Below are 25,862 nucleotides of genomic sequence, written 5' to 3' on the forward strand. Positions count from 1 at the left end.
GGTTACCAAACCGATGCAAACTCCGAATACCGAAGAGTGATACTCAGGAGACACACGGCGGGTGCTAACGTCCGTCGTGGAGAGGGAAACAACCCAGACCGCCAGCTAAGGTCCCAAAATCTATATTAAGTGGGAAACGAAGTGGGAAGGCTTAGACAGCTAGGATGTTGGCTTAGAAGCAGCCATCATTTAAAGAAAGCGTAATAGCTCACTAGTCGAGTCGGCCTGCGCGGAAGATGTAACGGGGCTAAAATATAGTACCGAAGCTGCGGCATCAGGCGTATCACTAATACGCCTTAACGATTAACCACTTGCGAAGCAAGTGGGTAAAGCGAAAAACACGTTGAGTGTAATGGCAAAGAATCGAAGAGGGATATTAGTGATACGCCTGTTGGGTAGGGGAGCGTTGTGTAAGCGGAAGAAGGTGATTTGAGAGGATTGCTGGACGTATCACAAGTGCGAATGCTGACATAAGTAACGATAAAACGGGTGAAAAACCCGTTCGCCGGAAGACCAAGGGTTCCTGTCCAACGTTAATCGGGGCAGGGTGAGTCGGCCCCTAAGGCGAGGCTGAAAAGCGTAGTCGATGGGAAACGGGTTAATATTCCCGTACTTGGATAAACTGCGATGTGGGGACGGAGTAGGTTAGGTTAGCGTACTGTTGGAGATGTACGTTTAAGTTGGTAGGTGGGTGGACTAGGCAAATCCGGTTCACTGTAAACACTGAGAGATGATGACGAGGCACTAAGGTGCTGAAGTAATTGATACCACACTTCCAGGAAAAGCCACTAAGCTTCAGGTTTATCTAAACCGTACTGAAAACCGACACAGGTGGTCAGGTAGAGAATACTCAGGCGCTTGAGAGAACTCGGGTGAAGGAACTAGGCAAAATAGCACCGTAACTTCGGGAGAAGGTGCGCTGGCGTAGTGTGAAGTTCTTTGCGAATGGAGCATGAACCAGTCGAAGATACCAGCTGGCTGCAACTGTTTATTAAAAACACAGCACTCTGCAAACACGAAAGTGGACGTATAGGGTGTGATGCCTGCCCGGTGCTGGAAGGTTAATTGATGGTGTAATCGAAAGAGAAGCTCCTGATCGAAGCCCCAGTAAACGGCGGCCGTAACTATAACGGTCCTAAGGTAGCGAAATTCCTTGTCGGGTAAGTTCCGACCTGCACGAATGGCATAATGATGGCCAGGCTGTCTCCACCCGAGACTCAGTGAAATTGAAATCGCCGTGAAGATGCGGTGTACCCGCGGCTAGACGGAAAGACCCCGTGAACCTTTACTATAGCTTGACACTGAACCTTGAATTTTGATGTGTAGGATAGGTGGGAGACTATGAAGCGGTAACGCCAGTTATCGTGGAGTCGTTGTTGAAATACCACCCTTTAACGTTTGATGTTCTAACGAAGCGCCTGAAACGGGTGTTCGGACAGTGTCTGGTGGGTAGTTTGACTGGGGCGGTCTCCTCCCAAAGCGTAACGGAGGAGCACGAAGGTTTGCTAATGACGGTCGGACATCGTCAGGTTAGTGCAATGGTATAAGCAAGCTTAACTGCGAGACAGACAAGTCGAGCAGGTGCGAAAGCAGGTCATAGTGATCCGGTGGTTCTGAATGGAAGGGCCATCGCTCAACGGATAAAAGGTACTCCGGGGATAACAGGCTGATACCGCCCAAGAGTTCATATCGACGGCGGTGTTTGGCACCTCGATGTCGGCTCATCACATCCTGGGGCTGAAGTAGGTCCCAAGGGTATGGCTGTTCGCCATTTAAAGTGGTACGCGAGCTGGGTTTAGAACGTCGTGAGACAGTTCGGTCCCTATCTGCCGTGGGCGTTGGAGAATTGAGAGGGGCTGCTCCTAGTACGAGAGGACCGGAGTGGACGCATCACTGGTGTACCAGTTGTCTCGCCAGAGGCATTGCTGGGTAGCTAAATGCGGAAGAGATAAGTGCTGAAAGCATCTAAGCACGAAACTTGCCTTGAGATGAGTTCTCCCAGTCTATAAGACTGTAAGGGTTGTTTGAGACTAAGACGTAGATAGGCTGGGTGTGTAAGCGGTGTGAGCCGTTGAGCTAACCAGTACTAATTGCCCGAGAGGCTTAACTATACAACACTCAAGGGTTTTGGCTTGTTTTTGTTAAAGAAGTAAAGAAGAAATAGAAAAGACATAAAGAAAGATAAAGAATATAAAGAATTATCTTGGCGGCGCTAGTGCAGTGGACCCACCTAAATCCATGCCGAACTTAGAAGTGAAACGCTGTAACGCCGATGGTAGTGTGGGGAATCCCCATGTGAGAGTAGGACACCGCCAGGTTTTGAATAAAAGAAGAACGCCATTGAGGAAACTCAGTGGCGTTTTTTTGTTTTTGTTATTATGATTTAGTTGATTTTATAAATTGCATGGCTTCCTCTTCACTTATTTTTTGGTAATCATCGAAATCGCTCATTAAAATCTTACCAGGCTAGAATAGACTAAATCTATCCACAACACATAACCATCAAAAAATCTGATAAAAAACCACCGCACTTTTTATTCCCAAACCAGAAATTGAAGCGAGAAATACGGTTAGAAAGAATTTTAAAGAGCGGTGAAAATTTTTGAATTTTTAGTATTTAGTGGGAAAGGGCTGGCGTTATTATCTAGGCAATGATTTTATTCATAATCTTCTTTAGGAGCATAATAATCACACTTGTGATAAAAGTTGAATGTGTTATATTTGACCTAGCCACTAGAAAAGCGATGAATCTCGAGGATCGCGGACGAACGGTTGAAAGAGTACCGGGGATTGTGTGCAGTGGGTTCGAGCCCTGCCTAGTGGCTACTTCAAGTGAAATAAAAACACCCCACAAAGTGAGGTGTGTAAAGAAGTAATAATACTAACTTAGTTTATTTAAGCAGGCTTTAGGCAAAGCTGAATTTGGTTTAAGATTTCTTTTACTAAACGTGCAGGAGCGGCGACCACGTTGCCTGAAGTTAAATAGCTATGACCGCCTTCAAAATCCGTGACTAAACAACCAGCTTCGCGGGCGATAAGATCACCTGCTGCAATGTCCCAAGCTTTCACGCCCATTTCAAAATAGCCATCAACACGGTTAGCGGCCACATAGCACATATCTAACGCTGCTGAACCAGTACGACGGAAATCAGCCACTTTTCCTTCATTGACAAGATTGCTCATCATTGCAAATTGCGTTGGCATTGCCGACATTTTTTTGAATGGGAAGCCAGTGGCTAAGATTGCGCCTTGTAATTCACGTTTGGTGTTTTCTGCACGCAGACGCAGTTCGTTGATTTTTGCTCCTTGTCCACGCACAGCAGTGAAGAGTTCATTACGGATAGGATCATAAACCACGCCAACTTCGGTTCTGCCTTTCACACGAACCGCGATAGAAACCGAAAAGTGCGGTAATCCTTTGATGAAATTTGTCGTACCATCTAGTGGATCAATAACCCATTGCACATCGCTTTCCTTGCCTTCTAACGCGCCACTCTCTTCAGTAATAATGGTATGGTCAGGATAGGCTTTTTGGATCACATCAATAATAGCTGCTTCAGAAGCTTTATCAATATTGGTAACAAAATCATTTGCACTTTTTGCCACCGCTTGAATATCATCACGGCGTTCATAACCTTTAGCAATAATATTGCCCGCTTTTCGTGCCGCACGAATAGCGATATTTAACATTGGATTCATATTTCCACCAGATTTTAAAGAACATCATTTAAGGCCACGAATTATAGTGATTTTTTAAGCAAAAAGCGAGAAAAACCCTGTTGGGCGCGAAAAATTTTCCTATTTCTGACCGCACTTTGTGGGTATTGTGCTAGAATACCCACAATTTGTAGTCAGATAATGCAGAATCAAAATGTTAGAAAATATTCGCATTGTGCTAGTAGAAACCTCTCATAGCGGCAATATTGGATCAGCAGCACGCGCAATGAAAACAATGGGATTAAGCCAGCTTTATCTCGTTGCACCAAAACAAACTGTTGATGAGCAAGCCATTGCATTAGCGGCGGGAGCTGATGATGTGGTGAAGAACGCGGTTATCGTGCCAACCTTTGATCAAGCCGTGGCGGATTGTGAATTTGTTATTGGCACAAGCGCTCGCCTGCGCCATTTGCAAAGCACCTTACTTGAACCCCGTGCTTGTGCGGAAAAAGCGGTTGCCTTTGCGAAACAACATAAAGTCGCCATCGTTTTCGGGCGCGAGCGCATTGGGCTAACCAATGAAGAATTGCTGAAATGTCGTTATCATTTAACCATTCCTGCCAATCCTGATTATTCTTCGCTGAATTTAGCAATGGCAGTGCAATTAATATGCTATGAATTGCGAATGGCGTGGTTGGAAGAAAATAAAAAAGACGTGGATTTATCACTTTCATCAATAGAAAACACCTATCCAACGGCACAGGAATTAGAATACTTTTTTGCCCATACGGAACGCCTTTATCAACAGCTAGGTTTCATTCAAAATCAAGGTGTTATGCAAAAATTAAGACGTTTATATCTGCGCGCTGAAGTGGAAAAAAATGAATTAAATATCCTACGCGGAATGTTAAGTGCGGTGGAAAAAAGCGGAAATTTCAATAGGGAATAGTTGACTAATTTAGAAGGTTATGTAAGATAACCGCCTAATTGCTAGAAGGAAGTAGAAGATGAAATTAACGTCAAAAGGTCGTTATGCTGTAACTGCGATTTTAGATATTGCATTAAATACTGAAAATGGCCCTGTTAGCTTGGCTGATATTTCAGAAAGACAGCATATTTCCCTTTCTTATTTAGAACAATTATTCGCAAAATTACGCCGCCACGGTTTGGTGAAAAGTGTGCGTGGCCCTGGTGGGGGGTATCAGCTTGGGCAGCCAAGCGATAAAATTTCCATTGGAATGATCATCGCTGCGGTGAATGAAAATATCACCGTAACCCGTTGCTTAGGACAAGGGGATTGCAAAGGCGGGCAGCAATGTTTAACCCATTCTTTATGGGACGAACTCAGCCAGCGAATTGAAAATTTTTTAAATGAAATTACTTTGGCGGAACTGGTGGAAAAACATCATCAGGAAAAGCCTCAGCACCGTCATCATAAAGATTTTGACAATTTAGTGATGCTAAACGAAAACGCTTAGTGTTTTATCGTCAAAATCCTTCGCCTTAAAAATAAAGCTCTTAGCTTTAATAAATAAAGTGCGGTGCAAAATAATAGATTTTTTTAGGAGTGTAGAATGAAATTACCTATTTATTTAGATTATGCGGCAACTTGCCCTGTGGACGAACGTGTTGCCAAAAAAATGATGGAGTTTTTAACCATCGAAGGCACGTTCGGGAACCCTGCTTCCCGTTCTCATAAATTCGGCTGGCAAGCAGAAGAAGCCGTTGATGTGGCACGTAATCACATTGCCGATTTAATCGGTGCAGATAGCCGTGAAATCGTGTTTACGTCAGGTGCAACAGAAGCCGACAACCTTGCGATTAAAGGTGCTGCGCATTTTTATCAAAGCAAAGGAAAGCACATTATCACCTGCAAAACAGAACACAAAGCGGTGCTAGATACTTGCCGTCAATTAGAACGTGAAGGCTTTGAAATTACCTACTTAACACCGAAATCAGACGGTTTAATCGACTTAGAAGAATTAAAAAATGCAATGCGTGACGACACCATTTTAGTGTCTATTATGCACGTCAATAATGAAATCGGCGTGATCCAAGATATTAAAGCCATTGGCGATCTATGCCGTGAACGCAAAATTATTTTCCACACCGATGCCACCCAAAGCGTAGGTAAATTACCGATCAATTTAGCGGAACTGAACGTGGATTTAATGTCAATGTCGAGCCACAAACTTTACGGGCCAAAAGGTATCGGGGCATTATATGTTCGCCGTAAACCGCGCGTTCGTTTAGAAGCGATTATTCACGGTGGCGGCCACGAGCGTGGAATGCGTTCAGGCACATTACCTGTTCACCAAATCGTAGGTATGGGCGAAGCCTATCGTATCTGCAAAGAAGAAATGGCAACCGAAATGCCACGCTTAAAAGCATTGCGTGATCGTTTGTACAACGGCTTAAAAGACATCGAAGAAACCTATGTAAATGGCTCAATGGAACACCGTGTGGACAACAACCTAAACATCAGCTTCAACTATGTGGAAGGTGAAAGTCTAATGATGGCATTGCGTGATATTGCAGTTTCATCAGGTTCAGCTTGTACTTCAGCCAGCCTTGAGCCGTCTTATGTGTTGCGTGCTTTAGGGCTAAACGATGAGCTTGCACACAGCTCAATCCGCTTTACTGTGGGACGTTACACCACCGAAGAAGAAATTGACTACACCATCAATCTGGTGAAAGGTGCGGTGGAAAAATTAAGAGAATTATCCCCATTATGGGATATGTTCAAAGAAGGCATTGATCTTAACTCAATTGAGTGGACTCACCATTAATTTAGCAAAAGTTAGCAAAAGGAACAGAAAAATGGCATATAGCGACAAAGTAATCGATCATTATGAAAACCCGCGTAACGTAGGTTCATTCGACAAAAAAGATCCAACCGTGGGAAGTGGAATGGTGGGCGCGCCGGCTTGTGGCGATGTAATGCAGTTACAAATCAAAGTGAATGATGACGGCATCATTGAAGATGCGAAATTCAAAACGTACGGCTGCGGTTCAGCCATTGCTTCAAGCTCATTGATCACTGAGTGGGTGAAAGGCAAATCTCTTGATGAAGCTCAAGCCATCAAAAATAGCCAAATTGCGGAAGAATTAGAACTTCCACCAGTAAAAGTGCATTGCTCCATTTTGGCAGAAGATGCCATTAAAGCAGCTATCGCTGATTACAAAGCAAAACGCGGCGAATAATTTAAGCAAATAAAAGTGCGGTGAAATTTAACCGCACTTTTCATCATTTTGTGGAGAACCTTATGAGCGTAACATTAACCGAAAGTGCAGCAAATCGCGTCAAAACCTTCCTTGCTAACCGTGGCAAAGGCATTGGGTTACGCTTAGGCATTAAAACCTCAGGCTGTTCAGGCTTGGCTTATGTGCTTGAATTTGTGGATACCTTAAACGAAGACGATCAAGTTTTTGAAGATCACGGTGTGAAAGTAATCGTGGATACCAAAAGCTTGGTGTATCTCAACGGCACACAACTGGATTTTGTCAAAGAAGGCTTAAACGAAGGGTTCAAATTCACCAATCCTAACGTGAAAGATGAATGTGGCTGCGGCGAAAGTTTTAACGTTTAATAGGAACACCAATGAGCAATCCTTTTGCATTGTTTGATTTGCCAGTGGCATTTTCACTTGATCTTGATCTCTTGAATAACCGTTATTTGGCATTGCAAAAATCCCTGCATCCCGATAATTTTGCACATCGTTCAACGCAAGAACAGCGTTTAGCAATGCAAAAATCGGCAGAAGTGAATGATGCCTTGCAAATATTAAAAGATCCCATTGCCCGTGCTGATAGCATTATTGCCTTGCATTTAGGCAGCCAAAATGTGGAAGAAAAAACCAGCCAAGATATGGCATTTTTAATGCAACAAATGCAATGGCGCGAAGAGCTTGAAGACATTGAACAGCAGAAAGACAGCGATGCGCTAATGCAGTTTTCCGATCAAATCAGTGCACAACAGCAGGAAATTTTAAGCCAATTAAACACCGCACTTTCTGCGCAAGATTGGGCAACGGCACAAATGCTGACGGATCGTTTACGTTTCATCAAAAAACTGTTACTTGAAGTTGAACGCATTGAAGACAACTTAATGGATTTTTAAAGAGAATAACAATGGCTTTATTACAAATTGCGGAACCGGGGCAAACCAGCGCACCGCACCAACACAAATTAGCGGTGGGCATTGATCTTGGCACAACCAATTCCCTTGTAGCCACCGTGCGCAGTGGAATGGCAGAAATTTTATTGGATGAAAAAGAGCGCGCATTAACGCCTTCAATTGTTAATTTTTCTGCCAATCAGCCCGTGCTTGTGGGGTATGAAGCCAGGGAATTAGCTAGTCTTGAACCGCAAAATACCATTATTTCTGTTAAGCGTTTAATCGGCCGTTCATTGGCGGACGTACAAAATCGCTACCCGAATTTGCCTTACCGTTTTCAACAAAGTGAAAATGGTTTGCCTTTATTTGAAACCGCACAAGGTGTGCGTAGCCCGATTGAAGTTTCAAGCGAAATTCTGAAAAAATTGACCGCACTTGCAGAAAAACGCCTCGGCGGCGAATTGCAAGGGGCGGTGATCACCGTGCCAGCCTATTTTGATGACGCACAACGTCAAAGCACCAAAGATGCAGCGAAATTGGCAGGGTTAAACGTATTACGTTTACTTAACGAACCCACCGCAGCCGCCATTGCCTATGGCTTAGACAGCGGACAAGAAGGTGTCATTGCGGTTTACGATCTAGGCGGCGGCACCTTTGATATTTCCATTTTGCGTTTATCCAAAGGCGTGTTTGAAGTGCTGGCTACGGGCGGTGATACCGCATTGGGCGGTGATGATTTCGATCATCTCATCGCCGATTGGATCGTGGAACAATCTGGCATTGCACCGCAAAATGATCAACAAACCCGTGAGCTTTGGAATTTAGCGAAACAGCTGAAAACCGAGTTGTCTGACGCGCAAAGCAGCCGCGTTGAATATCAAAATTGGCAAGGCGAGCTTAGCCGCGAAACCTTTAATCAGCTCATTGAGCCTTTGCTGAAGCGCTCATTAATGGCTTGTCGCCGTGCATTAAAAGATGCAGGCATCAGTGCGCAAGATGTGCGAGAAGTGGTGATGGTGGGTGGTTCAACCCGTGTGCCATTTGTGCGTGAAAAAGTGGGTGAGTTTTTCCAACGTGAACCATTAACCTCTATCGATCCTGATAAAGTTGTAGCACTTGGTGCGGCGATTCAAGCAGATATTTTAGTGGGCAACAAGCCAGATAGCGAAATGCTGCTATTGGACGTGATTCCGCTTTCCTTAGGGATTGAAACAATGGGCGGTTTAGTGGAAAAAATTATTCCACGCAACACCACCATTCCTGTGGCAAGAGCGCAAGAGTTCACCACCTTTAAAGACGGTCAAACCGCAATGAGCGTGCATATTGTGCAAGGTGAACGTGAAATGGTGGCAGATTGCCGTTCTCTAGCGCGTTTTACCTTGCGTGGTATTCCACCAATGGCAGCAGGGGCTGCGCATATTCGCGTAACCTACCAAGTGGACGCAGACGGTTTGCTGAGTGTAACCGCAATGGAAAAATCCACTGGCGTGCAATCTTCCATTCAGGTGAAACCCTCTTACGGGCTAACCGATGAAGAAATTGCCGCAATGCTGAAAGCCTCAATGGAAAACGCCAAAGAAGACATTCAAGCACGTTTATTAGCGGAACAGCGCGTGGAAGCAACCCGTGTGATTGAAAGCGTGCATTCTGCCTTGCAACAGGACGAAAGTCTGTTGAATGATGAAGAATTAAGTGCGGTGAAAAATGCGTTAATTTCGCTGCAAGAATTAGTACAACAAGAAGATAGCCTTGCCATTAAGCAAGGCATTAAAGCCTTGGATCGTGCCACGCAAGAATTTGCCGCACGCCGTATGGATAAATCCATCAGAACGGCACTTTCAGGGCATTCTATTGATGAAATTGAGAATTTTAAGGAATAGTGATTATGGCTAAAGTGATTTTTTTACCTCACGAAACCCTTTGTCCGGAAGGAATGGTGGTAGACGCTGCCGAAGGGGATAATTTATTAGATGTGGCATTAGATGCAGGCATTGAAATTGAACACGCTTGCGATAAGTCCTGCGCTTGCACCACCTGCCACGTGATTATTCGCGAAGGCTTTGATAGCTTAAACGAAAGCAGCGAAGCGGAAGACGATATGCTAGATAAGGCTTGGGGCTTAGAAGTAGATAGCCGTTTAAGCTGCCAATGCCAAATTGGTAATGAAGATCTTGTGGTGGAAATTCCAAAATACAGCTTAAACCACGCAAGAGAAGAGCATTAAGCATCGCTAAGCAAAAACTAACTAAGATTTAACTGGGGCGGAGTAAAATCCGCCTATCTATTTTATGGCGAAATATGTCGTGGTTTGTTTAAGATCAAATCGCTATAACTCATAAAGATTTAGTTTTTGCCTTTTTAGTAATGAGCTTAGATAATAGTCAGCATTGTCCTGACCTTGAATAGAAGGAAAAATATGAAAATCCAACAAACCATTAAGCAAAACCATCTTGGGCTGTTATTCCAACAAGGCTCATTTGGGATTGAAAAAGAGAGCCAGCGTCTACACGCAGACGGTTCTATCGTAACCACTGAACACCCTAAGGTTTTTGGCAATCGATCGTATCACCCTTATATTCAAACGGATTTTGCTGAAAGCCAAGTGGAAATGATCACCCCGCCACAGCATAAATTGGAGGATAGCCTGCGTTGGCTTTCTGCCATTCATCAAGTGGTGCTGCGTTCTATTCCAGAAGATGAATATTTGTTTCCGCTAAGTATGCCAGCAGGGTTGCCGCCTGAAGATAAAATTCAGGTCGCTCAATTAGATAACCCCGAAGATGTGGCATATCGTGAGCATTTGGTGAAATCTTACGGCAAAAATAAGCAAATGGTGAGTGGGATTCATTACAACTTCCAGCTTGATCCTGAACTGGTACAGACCCTTTTTAAAGCACAGTCAAAATATCAAAGTGCGGTGCAATTTCAGAACGATTTATATCTCAAAATGGCGAAAAATTTTCTTCGCTATCAGTGGGTTCTGCTCTATCTACTGGCTGCCACGCCAACGGTGCAAGACAATTATTTCAAACAAGGTAACCCATTAAAAGCGGGGCAGTATGTGCGAAGCCTGCGTTCAAGCCAATATGGCTATGTGAATGCTCCTGAAATCAAAGTGTCTTTCGACAGCATTGAGCAATATGTAGAAAGTCTTGAGCATTGGGTAAACAGCGGAAAGCTGATCGCCGAAAAAGAGTTTTATTCCAATGTGCGTTTGCGTGGCGCGAAAAAAGCCCGTGAATTGCTCAACAACGGTATTCAATATTTAGAGTTTCGCTTGTTCGATCTTAACCCGTTCGATCAATACGGTATCACCCTCAGCGATGCGAAATTTATCCATTACTTCGTTTTATTAATGATTTGGCTTGATGAAACAGTGGATCAAAATGGTGTGGAACTCGGTAAAGCCAGATTGGCTGAAGTGGCATTAGAAAATCCGCTTGCCCCAACCCAATATCGCCAAGAGGGAGAAGCCCTGCTTCATCAACTGCTTGCAATGTTGGAAGAAATTCACGCACCGCAAGAAATCAGTGAAATCGTGCAACAAAAATTACAACAGTTTGCCGATCCAGCTTTAACCCTTGGCGGACGTTTAGTGCAAGCCATTGAAAAAGCAGGTGATTATCAAAAACTTGGGGCAGCCCTTGCGCAACAATATAAAGCCAATGCTTTTGAGCGTTTTTATGCATTGGAAGCCTTTGATAATATGGAATTATCCACCCAAGCGTTATTGTTTGATTTGATCCAAAAAGGCATCAAAACAGAAATTTTGGACGAGCAGGATCAGTTCCTTTGCTTGCAAGTGGGCGATCATATTGAATATGTGAAAAACGGAAATATGACCTCAAAAGACAGCTACATTTCACCATTAATTATGGAAAACAAAGTGGTAACCAAAAAAGTGTTGCATAAAGCAGGCTTTAACGTGCCACAAAGTTTGGAATTTACCTCCGCCGAACAAGCCATTGCGAATTACGGCTTATTTGAAGGGCGCGCCGTAGTGATTAAGCCAAAATCCACCAATTACGGCTTAGGCATCACCATTTTCCAACAAGGGGTCAGCAACCGCGAAGATTTTGCCAAAGCCATTGAAATTGCCTTCCGTGAAGATAAAGAAGTGATGGTGGAAGATTATCTAAGCGGCACGGAATATCGTTTCTTCGTGCTAGGTGATGAAACCCTTGCCGTGCTATTACGCGTGCCAGCCAATGTGGTGGGTGATGGCAAACACAGCGTGGCAGAATTGGTCGCGGCGAAAAACGATCACCCATTGCGTGGCGATGGTAGCCGTACGCCATTGAAAAAAATTGCCCTTGGCGATATTGAGAAACTACAACTCAAAGAGCAAGGCTTAACGGTGGATAGCGTTCCTGAAGCAGGACGCATTGTGCAGTTACGCGCAAATTCGAATATCAGCACAGGCGGTGATAGCATTGATATGACCGATGAAATGCACCCAAGCTATAAAGCGCTCGCAGTTGGCATCACCAAAGCAATGGGCGCGGCAGTTTGTGGCGTGGATCTGATTATTCCTGATCTCCACAAGCCCGCTGAGCCAAGCTTGCAATCTTGGGGCGTAATCGAAGCCAACTTTAATCCAATGATGATGATGCACATTTTCCCTTACTCAGGAAAATCCCGCCGCCTCACATTGGACGTGATTAAAATGTTATTCCCAGAATTATCTTTATAAAACCACCGCACTTTTATAATTTCATATAAGAAATAAACCCCAAGGCAAATACCTTGGGGCTTCTTTTATCTAGGATATAAAAACATCATTTGGCAATCTTCCCAAACTCCGCAAAAAACGTTGGGAACGTTTTCGCGGTGCATTTAGGATCGAGAATGGTAACTGGGGTGTTGGAAAGTGCTACAAGGGCGAAGCACATTGCCATTCGGTGATCGTTGTAGGTTTCGATTTCCGCGGGTTGGAATTGGTCTAATGGCAGCGGTTGAATACGAATGTAATCTTCGCCCTCTTCCACTTCAGCGCCGATTTTGCGTAGCTCGGAGGCCATTGCGCTAAGGCGGTCGGTTTCTTTTACACGCCAGTTATAAATATTGCGGATCACGGTTTCGCCATCGGCAAAAAGCGCGGTGGTGGCAATGGTCATTGCAGCATCAGGAATATGGTTCATATCCATATCAATGCCTTTGAGATTGCCTTTTTCCGCTTGAATGAAATCTTCTCCCCAAGTGATTTTCGCGCCCATTTTTTCTAGTACATCGGCAAATAAACGATCCCCTTGAATGGAATTTTTGCCAATGCCGGTAACTTTCACTTTTCCTTTGATGGCGCCTGCAGCAAGGAAGTAAGAAGCGGAAGAGGCATCGCCCTCCACTAAATAGCGTTTGGGTGAGATGTAACTTTGGTTGCCTTGTACAAAGAACGTGCGGTAGCCATCGTTACGCACGGTAACGCCGAAATCTTTCATCATTGCAAGGGTGATGTCAATGTAAGGTTTGGAAACCAGATCGCCGATGATCTCAATTTCCATATCCCCTTCCGCAAGCGGTGCGGCCATTAAAAGTGCGGTCAAAAATTGCGAAGAAATTGATCCGTCAATTTGCACTTTTCCGCCTTTTAAACCGCTATTTTGAATGGCAATGGGCGGGTAGCCCTCATTTTCTAAATAGCTAATATTCGCGCCAACTTGGCGTAATGCGTCCACCAAATGTTTAATGGGACGCTCTTTCATTCTTGGTTCACCCGTTAGCACCACTTCCGCAGGTTGCTCGCCTTTTAAGCATAATGCGGCGCTCAAAGGACGCATTGCCGTGCCGGCATTGCCCAAATAAAGGGATAAGCCGCTTTGCCATTGGAATGCACCGCCAACGCCTTGGATTTCGCAGACCGATTTATCTTCAGAAAGCTGATATTTCACCCCAAGGGCTTGCAGGGCGTTGAGCATATGACGAATATCATCGCTATCGAGCAAATTTCGCACCTGCGTTGTGCCTTTGGCGAGCGCGGCTAATAACAAGGCGCGGTTGGATAAACTTTTTGAACCGGGGAGATTAATTTCCCCTTCCACAAACGAAATAGGTTGTAGCGTTAATTTTTCCATATTCCCTTTAGCCCTTATTTAATACATTCAAAAGTGCGGTGAAAAATTTATTATTTTCTTCTGGCAGACCAATGCTCACGCGTAAATGATTTGGCATTCCATAACCTGCGATTGGACGCACAATCACGCCCTCACGCAATAATTGTTCATAAATAGGCTGTGCAGGGCGTTTAAAATCAATGGTGATGAAATTGCCTTTGGACGGAATATATTCCAGCTGATGTTGCTGGCAAAATTGTTCATAGCGTTGCATTTCAGTGCGGTTGTTTTCGGCCACTTTTTCGACAAAAGCATCGTCTTTCAGCACCGCTGCCGCTGCGGAAAGCGCCAGTACGTTACAGTTAAACGGCTGACGTACACGGTTTAATAAATCCGCAATTTCAGGGTTAGACACCGCATAGCCAATGCGTAATCCCGCCAATCCGTAAGCTTTTGAAAGGGAGCGAGAAATAATTAGATTTGGATATTTTTTCGCAAGGGCAAAAGAATCAATGCGTTCTTCGGGACGAGTAAATTCTGTATAGGCTTCATCAAGCACCACAATGATATGGGCAGGCACTTGCGCTAAAAATTGTTCAATTTCTTGTTGGGAAAGGAAATTTCCCGTTGGATTATTCGGGTTCGCAATAAAAATGAGCTTGGTTTTGTCATTGATCGCTTGCAAAAAGCCGTCTAAATCGTGTCCCCAGTTTTTGGCAGGAATTTCTCTTGCTACTGCATTAATGGCTTTCGTAACTAACGGATAGACAATAAAAGCATATTGCGAATAAATAATTTCATCTTTTTCGCTGGCGAAAGTGTGGGCGAATAATTCCAACAAATCGTTCGAGCCATTGCCAAGGGTGATTTGTTCAGGCTTCACGCCAAATTTTTCGGCGATTACGGCTTTTAATTCAAAACCATTTGCATCTGGATAACGTGTAAGGTGCGGCAACTGCGCTTGAATGGCGTCAATCGCACTTTGTGGAAAGCCAAAAGGGTTTTCGTTAGAGGCTAATTTCACAATATTTTGCACGCCAAGCTCACGTTCTAATTCTTCAATGGGTTTGCCTGCTTGATAAGGGGAGAGAGATTTCACCCCCTCATTTGCAACATCAATAAATTGCATTTTTGTTCCTTGTTTTTACTTGTTGATACAGCGAATAACAAAGGCTTGCCTAGATAATCAACAAGCCTTTGATAATAAAAATAAAATTAACGATTTTCAGCAGCAAATTTTTCCATAAACGCAATTAAGGCTTTTACCCCTTCAATCGGCATTGCGTTATAAATGGACGCGCGCATTCCGCCAATCACTTTATGACCTTTTAAGGCTTGCAAACCAGCTTCTGCGGATTCGCCAACAAATTTCATATTCAATTCATCATTGCCTGTGCTAAAGGTAACGTTCATTAAAGAGCGGTTATTTTTTGCCACAGAATTATGATAGAAATCACTTTGATCTAAATAATCATAAAGCAGCTGTGCTTTTTCTTGATTGCGTTTTTCCGCCGCTTTTACGCCACCGCGTTCCAGCAAATATTTGAACACCAAAGAACACAAATACCACGTAAAAGTTGGTGGGGTGTTGATCATCGAATCGCTATTGGCTTGCACTTCATAATTCCAAATAGATGGCGTGGCTTTACGTGCTTTGCCGATTAAATCTTCGCGCACGATCACAATGGTGATGCCCGCTGGGCCAAGATTTTTCTGCGCACCCGCATAAATAATGCCAAACTGGTTAATGTCAATTTCACGAGAAAGAATATTGGAAGACATATCCGCCACTAATACCGCATTACCCACCTTTGGCACATCAAAAATTTCCACACCACTAATGGTTTCATTCGGGCAATAATGCACATAATCATACTGATCGGCAATATCGCTGAAATCAAGGCGCTCCACTTTTAATTCGGCACCTTCGGATAAAATATTGATCTCATCGACTTCACAGAATAAACGGGCTTCTTTGGCTGCTGTTGCCGACCAATGACCACTGGTTAAATATAACGCCTTGCCTTTCTCGCCAATTAAATTCATCGGCACGGCGGCAAATTGTCCGCGCGCCCCACCCTGTAAAAAGAGAATTTTGTAATTATCAGGAATATGATAAAGCGTGCGAAAATCTTTTTCTGCTTGGGTAATCAGTTCCATAAACAGCTTACCGCGGTGGCTCACTTCCATAACTGAAGTGTGCTGACCTTGCCAGTTTAATAATTCCGCTTGCGCTTGTTCTAACACTTCGCGCGGCATCATCGCAGGGCCTGCGCTAAAATTAAATACCTGTGTCATTTTTCGTTCCTAATTATGATGTTGTGTAAAAAGAATTTGTTAGTTTTATCACCTCAAGGGAGGCGGATCAACCGCTTTTATTTAATTCAGAAAAATTTTTGATTTTCCCCACAAAAAATGGCGGAATACTTTGACGAAAAAAGCAAAAAAGACTACATTAACCCACGCAATGGCGTTTTCGCCCACTGAATTTATATTAATCCCACTAGAGAGTTAAATTATGGAAACTGTGAATAAACAATCTTTCCAAGATGTCTTGGAGTATGTGCGTATGTATCGTTTAAAAAATAAACTATTGCGTGATATTGATGACAATAACCGCAAAATCCGTGACAACCAAAAACGTGTACTTTTATTAGACAACTTAAACCAATATATCCGCGATGATATGAGCGTGGAAGACATTCGCGTAATTATCGAAAATATGCGTGATGACTACGAAAGCCGTGTAGATGATTACACTATCCGTAATGCAGAGCTTTCTAAACAACGCAAAGAAATCAGCCAAAAAATGAAAGAGCAGAAAAAAGCGCACGCTGAGCGAGCAAAGAAATAGTTTGATTTATAAAGGTGGGCGATTATGCCCATTTTTATTTCTATATCAGGCCTAACAAGACAGGTTAAGTGCTGCTCCTGTTTTATATTTCCAACCAAAAGGTTACTGGCCCATCATTTGTCAGGCTCACTTGCATATCGGCGGCAAATTTACCTGTAAATGTTGGGATTTTTTCACCGCACTTTTGCACAAAGTAGTTATAAAGTCGTTCCGCCTCTTCGGGATTTGCCCCTTTGGAAAAGCTAGGACGTAGGCCTTTTTGCGTGTCGGCAGCGAGGGTGAATTGGGAAACCACGAGCAGTTCGCCGTTTACTTGTTGGAGGTTTAAATTCATTTTTCCTTGTTCATCGCTGAAAACGCGATAGTTCAGGACTTTTTCCAATAAACGCTCCGCTTTGCTTTCATCATCTTCTTTTTGCACGCCAAGCAGCACTAGCAAACCTTGCTGAATTTGCCCTGTGATGTTGCCATCGACTTCCACTTTAGCTTGGCTAACTCGTTGAATTAATGCGATCATTATTGTTCCTCAATTTGTTGTAATTTAATCTCACCATTTTTTAATAAACGCATATCGCCCAGCACCGCAGCCAGTTGCGCGCCGAGCAAAATGGCAATCCAGCTGAGCTGAATCCACAGTAACATAATTGGCAATGTTGCCATTGCGCCATAAATCAGCTGATAAGAGGGAAAATTAGTGATGTACCACGCAAAGGCCTGTTTGCCCAAGGTGAAGAACACCGCAGCGACCAACGCTCCAGCAGCAGAATGTTTAATGCTGACAGATTTATTCGGCACAATTTTATAAATTAAAGTGAAAATAAACCAAGTGAGCATAAAAGGGATAAAGCGAAGTAATTTTAAGCCAAAAGGCAAACTCAAATCAGATTGCAGAAAATCTCTCGCTAACGAGGTTACATAGGTGCTAATTCCGATACTGGTGGCAATAATAATTGGCCCAAGGGTTAAAATCAGCCAGTAAATGGCGAAAGAAAACACCGTTGGACGCACACTGCCATCGTGCCAAATGCTGTTTAGGGTACGGTCAATTGAGTTGATCAGCAACAGCGCGACCACGATTAAACTGATGATCCCAACTGCGCTCATTTGTTTTGAATTAGCGACAAATTGATCAATATATTCGCCCACGGTATCACTAGCGGAAGGCGCAAAATTGGTAAAAATAAATTCTTTCAGCTCGCCGGTTACTTCATTAAATACAGGGAAAGCCGAGAAAATGGAAAAAATCACCATAATCAGCGGAACAAGCGCCAGCATTGTGCTGTAAGTGAGATAACCCGCCGCTTGGGTGAGTTTATTTTGATTGAAACGCAACCAAAACACTTTGAGAAAGAGGCTTAGTTTTCGCCATAAAACTGACATAACATGACTCCACAACAATGTTTAAATTTCTTCCCTGAACTGCAAATACAAGGCTGCTTCATTGCAGGCAGGGTAACAGTGGGATCGGCAAAATACCAGCGTTCCCCCACGTTTACAAATAAGGATTTTTCGTGATGAATTTGCTCGCCCTCAGCGCTTAAAAATTTCGCCTTAAATTCCACCGTACTATGAGTTTTATCTAATTTAGCATCGTGTTTTAGCACCTCTAAGCCCAGCCACTGGGTTTGTGCCGCCCATTGTTTTAAGGCGTCATAATCTAACAGTGTTTGCTGGCTTGGTACGGTAGTTTCTACAATATAATCAATATCTTGCAATACAAATGCAGCGTAGCGCGAACGCATTAATTGTTCGGCGTTTTGGGCAATTTTTTGCTTTTGATGTAAGGGTTGGCAACAATCTTGATATGCGTTACCCGATTGGCAAGGACAAAGTGCGGTGGTTTTTTCGTCCATTTTTCAACAATGATCCTTCAACTAGTTGGCAAATTAGCCTAAGCATATCACATCAAGTTGATGATTTCATTTGCCAAAAAGAAAATAGGGCGAGCAGAATTTGTGATAATTTTTGACCGCACTTTATTTTTTTCTTATTATGCACCCACATTTTGATCGATTTCAGAGGCTTATATGCAATATTCATTAGCACAAACGGAACAAGGCGAAGTTTTAGGATTAACTGCCAAAATGGCAAACCGCCACGGTTTAATCGCAGGGGCAACAGGGACAGGAAAAACCGTTACTTTACGCAAAATGGCGGAAGCGTTCAGCGATGATGGCGTGCCAGTGTTTTTGGTGGACGTGAAAGGGGATTTGTCGGGCTTGGTAAAAGCCGGGGAATTCCAAGGCAAAGTAGCAGAGCGCATCGAACAATTTCATCTAGGCGGCGAAAGCTATTTGCAAGGCTATCCTGTTTCTTTCTGGGACGTATTTGGCGAAACAGGGATTCCATTGCGTACCACCATTTCTGAAATGGGGCCATTGTTGCTTTCTCGTTTATTGAATCTCAATGCTACGCAAGAGGGCTTGCTCAATCTGGTATTCCGCGTGGCGGACGATAAAGGCTTATTGCTGATCGATCTGAAAGATCTGCGTGCAATGCTGAAATATGTGGCAGAAAATGCCAAAACGTTCCAATTGGAATATGGCAATGTGTCCGCCGCTAGTGTGGGCGCAATTCAGCGTGCCTTGCTTGCCTTAGAAAACGAGGGCGCAAGCAAATTGTTTGGCGAGCCTGCTTTAAACCTTGATGATTGGTTACAAACCCGTGATGGACGTGGCGTGATCAACGTATTAAATTCAGAAAAATTAATTAATTCGCCAAAAATGTATAGTGCATTTTTGCTTTGGTTAATGGCGGAATTATTTGAGCAACTGCCTGAAGTGGGTGATCCTGATAAACCAAAATTTGTGATGTTCTTTGATGAAGCGCACTTATTATTTGACGGCGCACCAGCCGCATTGGTGGATAAAGTGGAGCAAGTGGTGCGTTTGATTCGTTCTAAAGGGGTAGGGATTTATTTCGTTACACAAAATCCATTAGACTTGCCTGATACGGTGTTAGGGCAGTTAGGAAACCGCGTGCAACACGCCTTGCGCGCCTTTACGCCACGCGATCAAAAAGCCGTGAAATCGGCGGCCGAAACGTTTCGTACCAATCCAAAAGTGAATGTGGTGGAAACCATTTCGACTTTGGGTGTGGGACAGGCTTTGGTGTCTTTCCTTGACGAAAAAGGTATGCCAGCACCAGTGGAAATTGCTTATATTTATCCACCAAAAAGTCAGCTTAAACCAATTTCTGCTGAACAGCGCAACCAATGGGTGAAAGACGATGATCTTTACCCTTATTACAATAATTATGTGGATAACGTTTCAGCCTTTGAAATGTTACAAGAGCAAGCAGATTTGGCTGCTGTCGCACAAAAACAAGCGGAACAAGCCCAAGAGGAAGAAGAAAACGGCTTTATGGGAAGTTTAAGCCGAATGTTGTTTGGCAAGAAAAAACGCGGCGAACAACTGAGTGTTACCGAACAAGTGGTGAGCAGCGTAGCGAAATCCGTCGGACGCAACATTCGCAACCAAATCACCAAGCAAATTATGCGCGGGATTTTAGGGGCGTTGAAGAAATAAAAAATTAATGAAAGAAAATAATAATATGATGGCGAGCTTAGCGTTTGCTAAGCTCTTTTTTTCATCATTCGCCACAACAAGAGATTCACACCACGCAATATTACTAGCAAAAAGCACAATAAATACAATGGCATATCACCTAATTGTGCATAAGGAGTTTTGCCTACGGCTGGTGCAATACGCTGGGTTAAGGTGGTTTCCACGAACTGTGGCGCTTGGGCGATCACCTGACCTTTGGCATCAATAAAGGCAGTGATTCCTGTGTTAGTGGCGCGAATTTCAGGCTTGCCTAATTCTAACGCACGCATTCTGGCCATTTGCAAATGCTGCCAAGGGCCGATGCTGTTACCGAACCACGCATCATTGGAAATGGTCAGTAAGAAATCCGTTTCTGCGTGCAGATTTTTCTGCACTTGCGCACCAAAAATAATTTCGTAACAAATGGCAGGGGTAAATTTACGCTGTTTAGCTAAAAATGGTTGTTGAATTTCTTCCCCTGATTGGAACGCTGACATCGGTAAATTAAACACTGAGCCTAGTGGACGCAGCAAACTTTCCAACGGCACATATTCACCAAATGGAACGAGATGATGCTTGTTATAGCGGTTACTGGTTTGCTCGCTATAAGGTAAATCAGGATCGCCTAAGTTTATGATGGAATTGAATAATTTCCCTTTTTGCCAGTCTTGGTAAATGGTGCCAATCATTACTTGCGTGCCGGTGTTTTGTGCCACTTGTTGCAAGGAAGCCAAAAATGGCTGAATACGATTTTCGAGTGTTGGCAGTGCGGCTTCAGGCAGAATGATCAGATCGCTTTTGCCTAAATGTTGTGCGATAAGACGGCTATAAATCTCTAGCGTGGCATTGAGGTATTCAGGATCCCACTTCAAATTTTGTTCAATGTTGCCTTGCACAAGGGTGATGGTTAAGGCTTTTTCTGGCTTTTCTTGCGTATAATTGGCGGACGATGACCAGATCGTCAAACCGCTTACAATTAAACACAACGCCGATTGTGAAGTGATCACCAACCATTTTTTATCTTTTTGTAATAGGTGAGAAATCAGCGAAAAAAGCACCGCACTTACCCACATGACAAAGAAAGTTAGCCCTTGCACACCAAAGATGGGCGCAAGCCCCGAAAATGGGCTGTCGATTTGTGTGTAGCCAAATTGCAACCACGGAAAGCCAGTAAATAACCAACCGCGTAAAAATTCGGTGAATGTCCAAAGCACGGGATAAAGTGCCAGATTATTCACCTTAAAGCGTTGAATTAAATAAGTAAATAGCGTTGGAAACAGGGCAAGATAAGCCGCTAGCAACACCACCAAAATATAGCTGAGCCACAAAGGTGAACCACCAAATTGGTGAATACTAACGTGTAGCCAATTCACCCCAAAAGTAAAAAAGCTCAAGCCCCATAAAAATGCGCCACAAAGTGCGGTGCTTTTTTTCGCTGTTTTTGCCACCCATAATAATCCCAATAGGGAAACATAGGCCGCGCCCCAAAAATCAAAAGGAGAAAAGGCAAAAACGCCTAATCCCCCTGACAATAAAGCAATGAGATAAATTAATGCTGATTTCATTGAGTGTTATCGTTATTTTCTTCGTGAGTTTCCATTTCTTCCAAACATTCATCAGGCACGGTAACGCGCAACTGAATAATGCGGCGACTGTCTGCGGAAGTAACTTTGAAGTGCAGGTTTTCAAGGGTGATTTCTTCGCCCCGCTTCGGCAAATGACCAAAGGCTTGCATTACCACACCGCCCACGGTATCTACTTCTTCATCGGCAAAATGGGTGTGGAATTGCTGGTTGAAGTCTTCAATATCTGTTAATGCGCGCACTGCGTAAGTATGACGCGAAAGCTGACGTATATCCGCCACGTCTTCTTCATCAAATTCATCTTCAATGTCGCCAACGATTTGTTCCAAAATATCTTCAATGGTTACCAAGCCCGATACTGCACCAAATTCGTCCACCACAATGGCCATATGAAAGCGTTCAGAACGGAAATCTTTCAACATTCTGTCGACTCGCTTGCTTTCAGGCACAATCACTACGGGGCGAAGTAGGGCGAGAAGCTCAAATTCTTCCGCATTGGAACGCAAAAATTTGAGTAAATCTTTGGCGTGCAAAATACCGGCGATATTGTCTTTTTCATCGGTGATCACAGGAAAACGTGAGTGGGCACTCTCAATAATAGTTTCCAAGCAGGCATCTAAATCTTGTTCTGCTTCAATAAAGACGATTTGCGAACGAGGGATCATAATATCTCGTACGCGCAATTCAGCGATTTCCATTACCCCTTCGATCATCTCACGGGTATCTTGATCGATTAATTCATTCTGTTCGGAATCACGGATCACCTCCACCAATTCCTCACGATTTTTCAGCTCACCTTGGAAAAATCGCCCAAATAGGGATTGCAAAAAACTCTTTTTATTTACTGTTTCTAAGCCAGTACTTTGGCTATCATCGGCCATTTTGTTATCTCTTGTCTTTGTTTATGAATGTTTAATAAAAATATACTCGGGCTATCATATCAAAACTTAACCGCTGGGCAAGGGGAATATTGAGTAATATATACCTAAAAACCTTGTGATGCATAAGGAGTAAAAATTTGAAACGTTATTTTATTTTTATTTTGATCACATTCACATTTTTGAAATATGACGATTGTTTTCTAGTTATTACCATCATAGCATAACGCACATTATCATTATTTGTATTATTTAAGGAGAGAAAGATGCCCCGATTTCGTTTATCAAAAGTGATGTGTATGCTAGCGCCTGTGATGTTAGCAAGCATTCCGACTTTACCTGTTTATGCTGAAACAAATTCTGTTGTAGCTGTGGAACACGCCAAAACTCAAAATGCCTATAATCAAATATTACAAAATTGGAAAAACCACCTTACAGGTATATCGTTAGACACTACAAATAATATGGCTAATAATGCGAAACAAGCGTTGTTAAGTAACGATACTTTTGATTTTAGTGAACAAAAAACAGCAGGGGCAAAAATTCGCTCGACAGTGAATACAATCAGAGATTTAGCCGTAGGATATAATAAATCGGGTTCGCAATTTTATCAAAACCAAGACGCTAAGCAGCTAATCGTTTCTTCTTTGGAAAAAATTCATATCGGCGGCTACCAAGTGGGGGAAAAAGAATATGGTAACTTTATGAGTCAGTTCTTAAGGGATATAGCAGGTTATGAGTAAACGGTGTAAGCTCGGATATAAAAAATAGCTAACTTTAATTTGAAAAGATTTTTTAAGAGAAAGAAATCGGGTATTTTGTAGAATAAAAAGCCACCACATACAAAGTGTAGTGGCTTTTATAAATATTTTAGAATGCGTAACTAATATTTAAAGCAATGCTATTGCTTTTAAATTCAATTTCATTTTTCGCTTTTAAGGTTACACGGTTATAATCCAAACCTGCAACAAGGTTATTTACCATTTTAACTTTTACTCCAAAGCCATAGCTGAAACCGAATGCATTATTGTTTTCAAAGGATACTCTATTAAATTTTGAGTTACTTTCATTCATCTCAAAATTACCTGCTTCAACACCAACTTTTATATAGGGAAGAATGTTGTCAATTTGATATCCTTGTAAATAATGAAGTCCCACACGAAAGTTTTCTTTTGCGATCTCTTCTCCTTCTTTATCTTTCACTTTGTTATTGGGGATAGTCAATTTACCTTCAATAATTCCAACGAAATTATCGCCATAATTAAAGGCATAGCCACCAATTACACCAATACCTAGAGAGCGGGAGTTTGAACCAGTATAATTTCCGTGATATTCTGGATAACCAATTTCTTTGACCGGTACGGAGAAAGATTGTTTATTAAAACTAAGTTCTCCACCTAAGTAGCCCCCATTAAATACCTCAGCTTGGGATAAAATAGGTAAAGTAAATAATAACCCAGCGAATAATATTTTTTTCATACTATTTATTCCATTATAAGTTAATTTTTTCTAATTTGGAGCGCTGTTCTTCTGTTAGTGTATTAATATCAATAATATTTAAGGCTCTTTCTTTTCCTGTACTTAATGTACCTATAACTTGTTCTGGAAGTTTATACATTGCTCCTGTAATTGGATCTACAATAAGTAAACCTACTAGACCACCAAATAGTAAATTACCAATATACCAGCCATCTACGTTAGGTGTAACATTAACCGTTGAAATAGATTTTCCTTTTTGGAAAGTAATAGTGTATTCCGCCTTTTTGAAATATCCATCTCCGGCCTTTAGAGTTACTGTTTGAGGTGTAGTTCCTCGACTAATAATTTCACCTTTTGCATTTTTTATCGTAAATTCAGCACCAGAAGGTTCTGATTTAATGGCTACTGGATATTTACTCTCACTGAGAATAGTTGCACAACCTGTAAGTGCTAATGTACTAGAAAGAAATGCGATTTTAAGTAAATTTTTCATAGATAAACCTCATTAAATATGTAAAATGTATGCTTTTAAAGCAATACGATTCTACATAACCTCGGTTGCTATAAACCACACAAAAAACTGACAGTTCTCTGCTCAATATAGGCAGAGATTGAACAAATGGAGCAGGCAATGGCGATACACGAGAAAATTAGATTAATACGAGAAATGAATCATTGGTCGCAAGAAGAAATGGCAGAAAAAATGAATTTATCACCAAGTGGTTATGCAAAAATTGAGCGTGGAGAAACGCAATTACATTACGAAAAATTAAAGAAAATTGCACAAATTTTTGATATGGATATTTCTGAATTGGTCAAAGATGATCGTAATATTTGCTTTTTAATTAGTGAGAATAGCCAACTTAGCTCTAATTATTATGGTACAAGCGAAGCGGTTACCATTGAAAATGAAAAACTCAAATTAGCGTTAAGTTATAAAGATCAACTATTAGAACAAAAAGACAAAGAAATTGAATCCTTAAAAGAAATTATTGCGTTATTGAAAGCACAACACCGTAAAGAAAAATAAGTGCGGTCGTTTTTTACAACTTTTTCTTAAATTTATTCCAAACCTTGTCTTCTTGCCCACGCCATAGGCGTTGGATATTGTCGTGGTGGCGGTAAACAAGTAGGCAGCAGACGAGAGCGACTGGGAAGGTGAATTCAGGTTTGTACCACCATACATAAAAAGGAATGGTGATCGCGGCGATAACTGCGCTTAAAGATGAATAGCCTGTGAGCAAAAACACCGCAAGCCAAGTGCCGAGCATCCACAGATCCACGCCCCAGCCGATAGGGGCGATTGCGCCAAATGCGGTGGCAACGCCTTTTCCGCCTTTAAATTTAAAGAAGATGGGGAAGATATGCCCTAAACAGGCGGCCAGTGCGACCATGCCTAACTGAAATTGGGTTAAGCCAAGATAATAGCCCGCCCATACAGGAAGCATTCCTTTTAGAATGTCAAAAATGAGTACTGCTAAGGCAGCCCAGCGCCCGCCGATGCGTAGTACGTTAGTTGCACCGGGGTTGTGTGAGCCTGTTGTGCGTGGATCAGGTAAGCCTGCTAGGCGACAAAATAAAATAGCGCTCGAAATTGAACCGAGCAAATACGCACAAAACATATAAAAAAGGGCGAAAAGGCTCATTTTTACCTACCTGATTCGTCAAGTGAAAAATTTGTTCGTCTATTGTACATAAA

General features: G+C 42.6%; 25 protein-coding genes and 2 rRNA genes (1 of these 27 cut by a window edge). 15 read left to right on the top strand and 12 right to left on the bottom strand.

The window, feature by feature from the left end; all coding sequences use genetic code 11:
- Together DYC50_RS03015 and rrf are read left to right on the top strand one after the other, a co-directional pair.
- Positions 1 to 2,111 (top strand): 23S ribosomal RNA (locus tag DYC50_RS03015) (it extends 890 nt beyond the left edge of the window).
- 91 nt (positions 2,112 to 2,202) lie between these two features.
- A 5S ribosomal RNA gene (gene rrf, locus DYC50_RS03020) occupies positions 2,203 to 2,318 on the top strand.
- A 577-nt stretch (positions 2,319 to 2,895) separates the two neighbouring features.
- On the opposite strand, the gene suhB is transcribed toward rrf, so the two are convergent.
- Positions 2,896 to 3,699 carry an inositol-1-monophosphatase gene (gene suhB / locus DYC50_RS03025; protein ID WP_115248943.1) on the bottom strand — a complete coding sequence of 268 codons (804 nt, stop codon included), beginning with the start codon at positions 3,697 to 3,699 and terminating at the stop codon, positions 2,896 to 2,898.
- Positions 3,700 to 3,871: 172 nt separating this feature from the next.
- Between suhB and trmJ the strand changes: the two genes are divergently transcribed.
- The 9 genes from trmJ to gshAB all read left to right on the top strand — a co-directional run bounded on the left by trmJ (position 3,872) and on the right by gshAB (position 12,467).
- A complete protein-coding gene (trmJ, locus tag DYC50_RS03030; RefSeq protein ID WP_103854777.1) occupies positions 3,872 to 4,606 on the top strand; it encodes a tRNA (cytosine(32)/uridine(32)-2'-O)-methyltransferase TrmJ in 735 nt (244 codons plus the stop codon).
- 58 nt (positions 4,607 to 4,664) lie between these two features.
- Complete coding sequence (gene iscR / locus DYC50_RS03035) at positions 4,665 to 5,135, top strand: Fe-S cluster assembly transcriptional regulator IscR (RefSeq protein ID WP_035686202.1); 471 nt, start codon at positions 4,665 to 4,667, stop codon at positions 5,133 to 5,135.
- Positions 5,136 to 5,231: 96 nt separating this feature from the next.
- Positions 5,232 to 6,446 carry an IscS subfamily cysteine desulfurase gene (locus DYC50_RS03040; RefSeq protein ID WP_115248944.1) on the top strand — a complete coding sequence of 405 codons (1,215 nt, stop codon included), beginning with the start codon at positions 5,232 to 5,234 and terminating at the stop codon, positions 6,444 to 6,446.
- A 31-nt stretch (positions 6,447 to 6,477) separates the two neighbouring features.
- Complete coding sequence (iscU, locus tag DYC50_RS03045; RefSeq protein ID WP_035686196.1) at positions 6,478 to 6,861, top strand: Fe-S cluster assembly scaffold IscU; 384 nt, start codon at positions 6,478 to 6,480, stop codon at positions 6,859 to 6,861.
- A gap of 62 nt (positions 6,862 to 6,923) precedes the next feature.
- Complete coding sequence (gene iscA / locus DYC50_RS03050) at positions 6,924 to 7,247, top strand: iron-sulfur cluster assembly protein IscA (RefSeq protein ID WP_035686194.1); 324 nt, start codon at positions 6,924 to 6,926, stop codon at positions 7,245 to 7,247.
- A gap of 11 nt (positions 7,248 to 7,258) precedes the next feature.
- The gene (gene hscB / locus DYC50_RS03055) at positions 7,259 to 7,777 is read left to right on the top strand and encodes a Fe-S protein assembly co-chaperone HscB (protein ID WP_115248945.1); all 519 of its coding nucleotides are present in this window, start codon (positions 7,259 to 7,261) and stop codon (positions 7,775 to 7,777) included.
- Positions 7,778 to 7,788: 11 nt separating this feature from the next.
- Positions 7,789 to 9,654, top strand: a complete 1,866-nt coding sequence (gene hscA / locus DYC50_RS03060; protein WP_115248946.1) for a Fe-S protein assembly chaperone HscA — start codon at positions 7,789 to 7,791, stop codon at positions 9,652 to 9,654.
- Positions 9,655 to 9,659: 5 nt separating this feature from the next.
- Entirely contained in the window at positions 9,660 to 9,998 is a 339-nt protein-coding gene (gene fdx / locus DYC50_RS03065) for an ISC system 2Fe-2S type ferredoxin (protein WP_017805156.1), read from the top strand.
- 192 nt (positions 9,999 to 10,190) lie between these two features.
- Positions 10,191 to 12,467, top strand: a complete 2,277-nt coding sequence (gshAB, locus tag DYC50_RS03070; protein ID WP_115248947.1) for a bifunctional glutamate--cysteine ligase GshA/glutathione synthetase GshB — start codon at positions 10,191 to 10,193, stop codon at positions 12,465 to 12,467.
- An 85-nt stretch (positions 12,468 to 12,552) separates the two neighbouring features.
- Here gshAB and aroA read toward each other — a convergent pair whose 3' ends face one another.
- The 3 genes from aroA to serC form a co-directional block, all read right to left on the bottom strand.
- A complete protein-coding gene (gene aroA, locus DYC50_RS03075; RefSeq protein WP_115248948.1) occupies positions 12,553 to 13,845 on the bottom strand; it encodes a 3-phosphoshikimate 1-carboxyvinyltransferase in 1,293 nt (430 codons plus the stop codon).
- Positions 13,846 to 13,852: 7 nt separating this feature from the next.
- Positions 13,853 to 14,953, bottom strand: coding sequence for a histidinol-phosphate transaminase (gene hisC / locus DYC50_RS03080; protein WP_115248949.1), 1,101 nt, complete (start codon positions 14,951 to 14,953; stop codon positions 13,853 to 13,855).
- An 86-nt stretch (positions 14,954 to 15,039) separates the two neighbouring features.
- Complete coding sequence (serC, locus tag DYC50_RS03085; RefSeq protein WP_115248950.1) at positions 15,040 to 16,122, bottom strand: 3-phosphoserine/phosphohydroxythreonine transaminase; 1,083 nt, start codon at positions 16,120 to 16,122, stop codon at positions 15,040 to 15,042.
- 220 nt (positions 16,123 to 16,342) lie between these two features.
- Here serC and DYC50_RS03090 point away from each other — a divergent pair, with 220 nt between their 5' ends.
- Positions 16,343 to 16,678: a DUF496 family protein gene (locus tag DYC50_RS03090; RefSeq protein ID WP_115248951.1), complete on the top strand. Its 336-nt coding sequence runs from the start codon at positions 16,343 to 16,345 to the stop codon at positions 16,676 to 16,678.
- 82 nt (positions 16,679 to 16,760) lie between these two features.
- Here the strand turns inward: DYC50_RS03090 and dtd are convergent, their stop codons facing one another.
- Genes dtd through DYC50_RS03105 form a run of 3 tightly spaced genes read right to left on the bottom strand, consistent with a single transcriptional unit; the run spans position 16,761 to position 18,531 of the window.
- Positions 16,761 to 17,195 carry a D-aminoacyl-tRNA deacylase gene (gene dtd / locus DYC50_RS03095; RefSeq protein WP_115248952.1) on the bottom strand — a complete coding sequence of 145 codons (435 nt, stop codon included), beginning with the start codon at positions 17,193 to 17,195 and terminating at the stop codon, positions 16,761 to 16,763.
- A complete protein-coding gene (locus DYC50_RS03100) occupies positions 17,195 to 18,058 on the bottom strand; it encodes a virulence factor BrkB family protein (RefSeq protein WP_115248953.1) in 864 nt (287 codons plus the stop codon). The genes dtd and DYC50_RS03100 overlap by 1 nt, the downstream gene beginning before the upstream one ends.
- On the bottom strand, positions 18,034 to 18,531 hold the full coding sequence (locus tag DYC50_RS03105) for a YchJ family protein (protein WP_115248954.1): 498 nt from the start codon (positions 18,529 to 18,531) through the stop codon (positions 18,034 to 18,036). Before DYC50_RS03105 ends, DYC50_RS03100 begins: the two co-directional genes overlap by 25 nt.
- A 174-nt stretch (positions 18,532 to 18,705) precedes the next feature.
- On the opposite strand from DYC50_RS03105, the gene DYC50_RS03110 reads away from it, so the two are divergent.
- On the top strand, positions 18,706 to 20,205 hold the full coding sequence (locus DYC50_RS03110) for a helicase HerA-like C-terminal domain-containing protein (protein ID WP_115248955.1): 1,500 nt from the start codon (positions 18,706 to 18,708) through the stop codon (positions 20,203 to 20,205).
- 47 nt (positions 20,206 to 20,252) lie between these two features.
- Here DYC50_RS03110 and lnt read toward each other — a convergent pair whose 3' ends face one another.
- Both lnt and corC read right to left on the bottom strand, forming a co-directional pair.
- Positions 20,253 to 21,788: an apolipoprotein N-acyltransferase gene (lnt, locus tag DYC50_RS03115; protein ID WP_115248956.1), complete on the bottom strand. Its 1,536-nt coding sequence runs from the start codon at positions 21,786 to 21,788 to the stop codon at positions 20,253 to 20,255.
- The gene (gene corC, locus DYC50_RS03120; protein WP_115248957.1) at positions 21,785 to 22,687 is read right to left on the bottom strand and encodes a CNNM family magnesium/cobalt transport protein CorC; all 903 of its coding nucleotides are present in this window, start codon (positions 22,685 to 22,687) and stop codon (positions 21,785 to 21,787) included. The genes lnt and corC overlap by 4 nt, the downstream gene beginning before the upstream one ends.
- A 263-nt stretch (positions 22,688 to 22,950) precedes the next feature.
- On the opposite strand from corC, the gene DYC50_RS03125 reads away from it, so the two are divergent.
- A complete protein-coding gene (locus DYC50_RS03125; protein WP_115248958.1) occupies positions 22,951 to 23,427 on the top strand; it encodes a hypothetical protein in 477 nt (158 codons plus the stop codon).
- Between the two features lie 127 nt (positions 23,428 to 23,554).
- Here DYC50_RS03125 and DYC50_RS03130 read toward each other — a convergent pair whose 3' ends face one another.
- Positions 23,555 to 24,163 (bottom strand): outer membrane protein, encoded by a 609-nt coding sequence (locus tag DYC50_RS03130; RefSeq protein ID WP_115248959.1) that lies wholly within the window; start codon positions 24,161 to 24,163, stop codon positions 23,555 to 23,557.
- 13 nt (positions 24,164 to 24,176) lie between these two features.
- Positions 24,177 to 24,656, bottom strand: a complete 480-nt coding sequence (locus DYC50_RS03135; protein ID WP_115248960.1) for a hypothetical protein — start codon at positions 24,654 to 24,656, stop codon at positions 24,177 to 24,179.
- A 138-nt stretch (positions 24,657 to 24,794) separates the two neighbouring features.
- On the opposite strand from DYC50_RS03135, the gene DYC50_RS03140 reads away from it, so the two are divergent.
- Positions 24,795 to 25,193: a helix-turn-helix domain-containing protein gene (locus DYC50_RS03140; RefSeq protein ID WP_115248961.1), complete on the top strand. Its 399-nt coding sequence runs from the start codon at positions 24,795 to 24,797 to the stop codon at positions 25,191 to 25,193.
- Between the two features lie 13 nt (positions 25,194 to 25,206).
- Here the strand turns inward: DYC50_RS03140 and plsY are convergent, their stop codons facing one another.
- A complete protein-coding gene (gene plsY / locus DYC50_RS03145) occupies positions 25,207 to 25,809 on the bottom strand; it encodes a glycerol-3-phosphate 1-O-acyltransferase PlsY (RefSeq protein ID WP_103853613.1) in 603 nt (200 codons plus the stop codon).
- Positions 25,810 to 25,862 lie beyond the last annotated feature (53 nt).

The organism is Avibacterium avium, from assembly GCF_900454535.1.
GTDB classification, from domain to species: domain Bacteria; phylum Pseudomonadota; class Gammaproteobacteria; order Enterobacterales; family Pasteurellaceae; genus Avibacterium; species Avibacterium avium.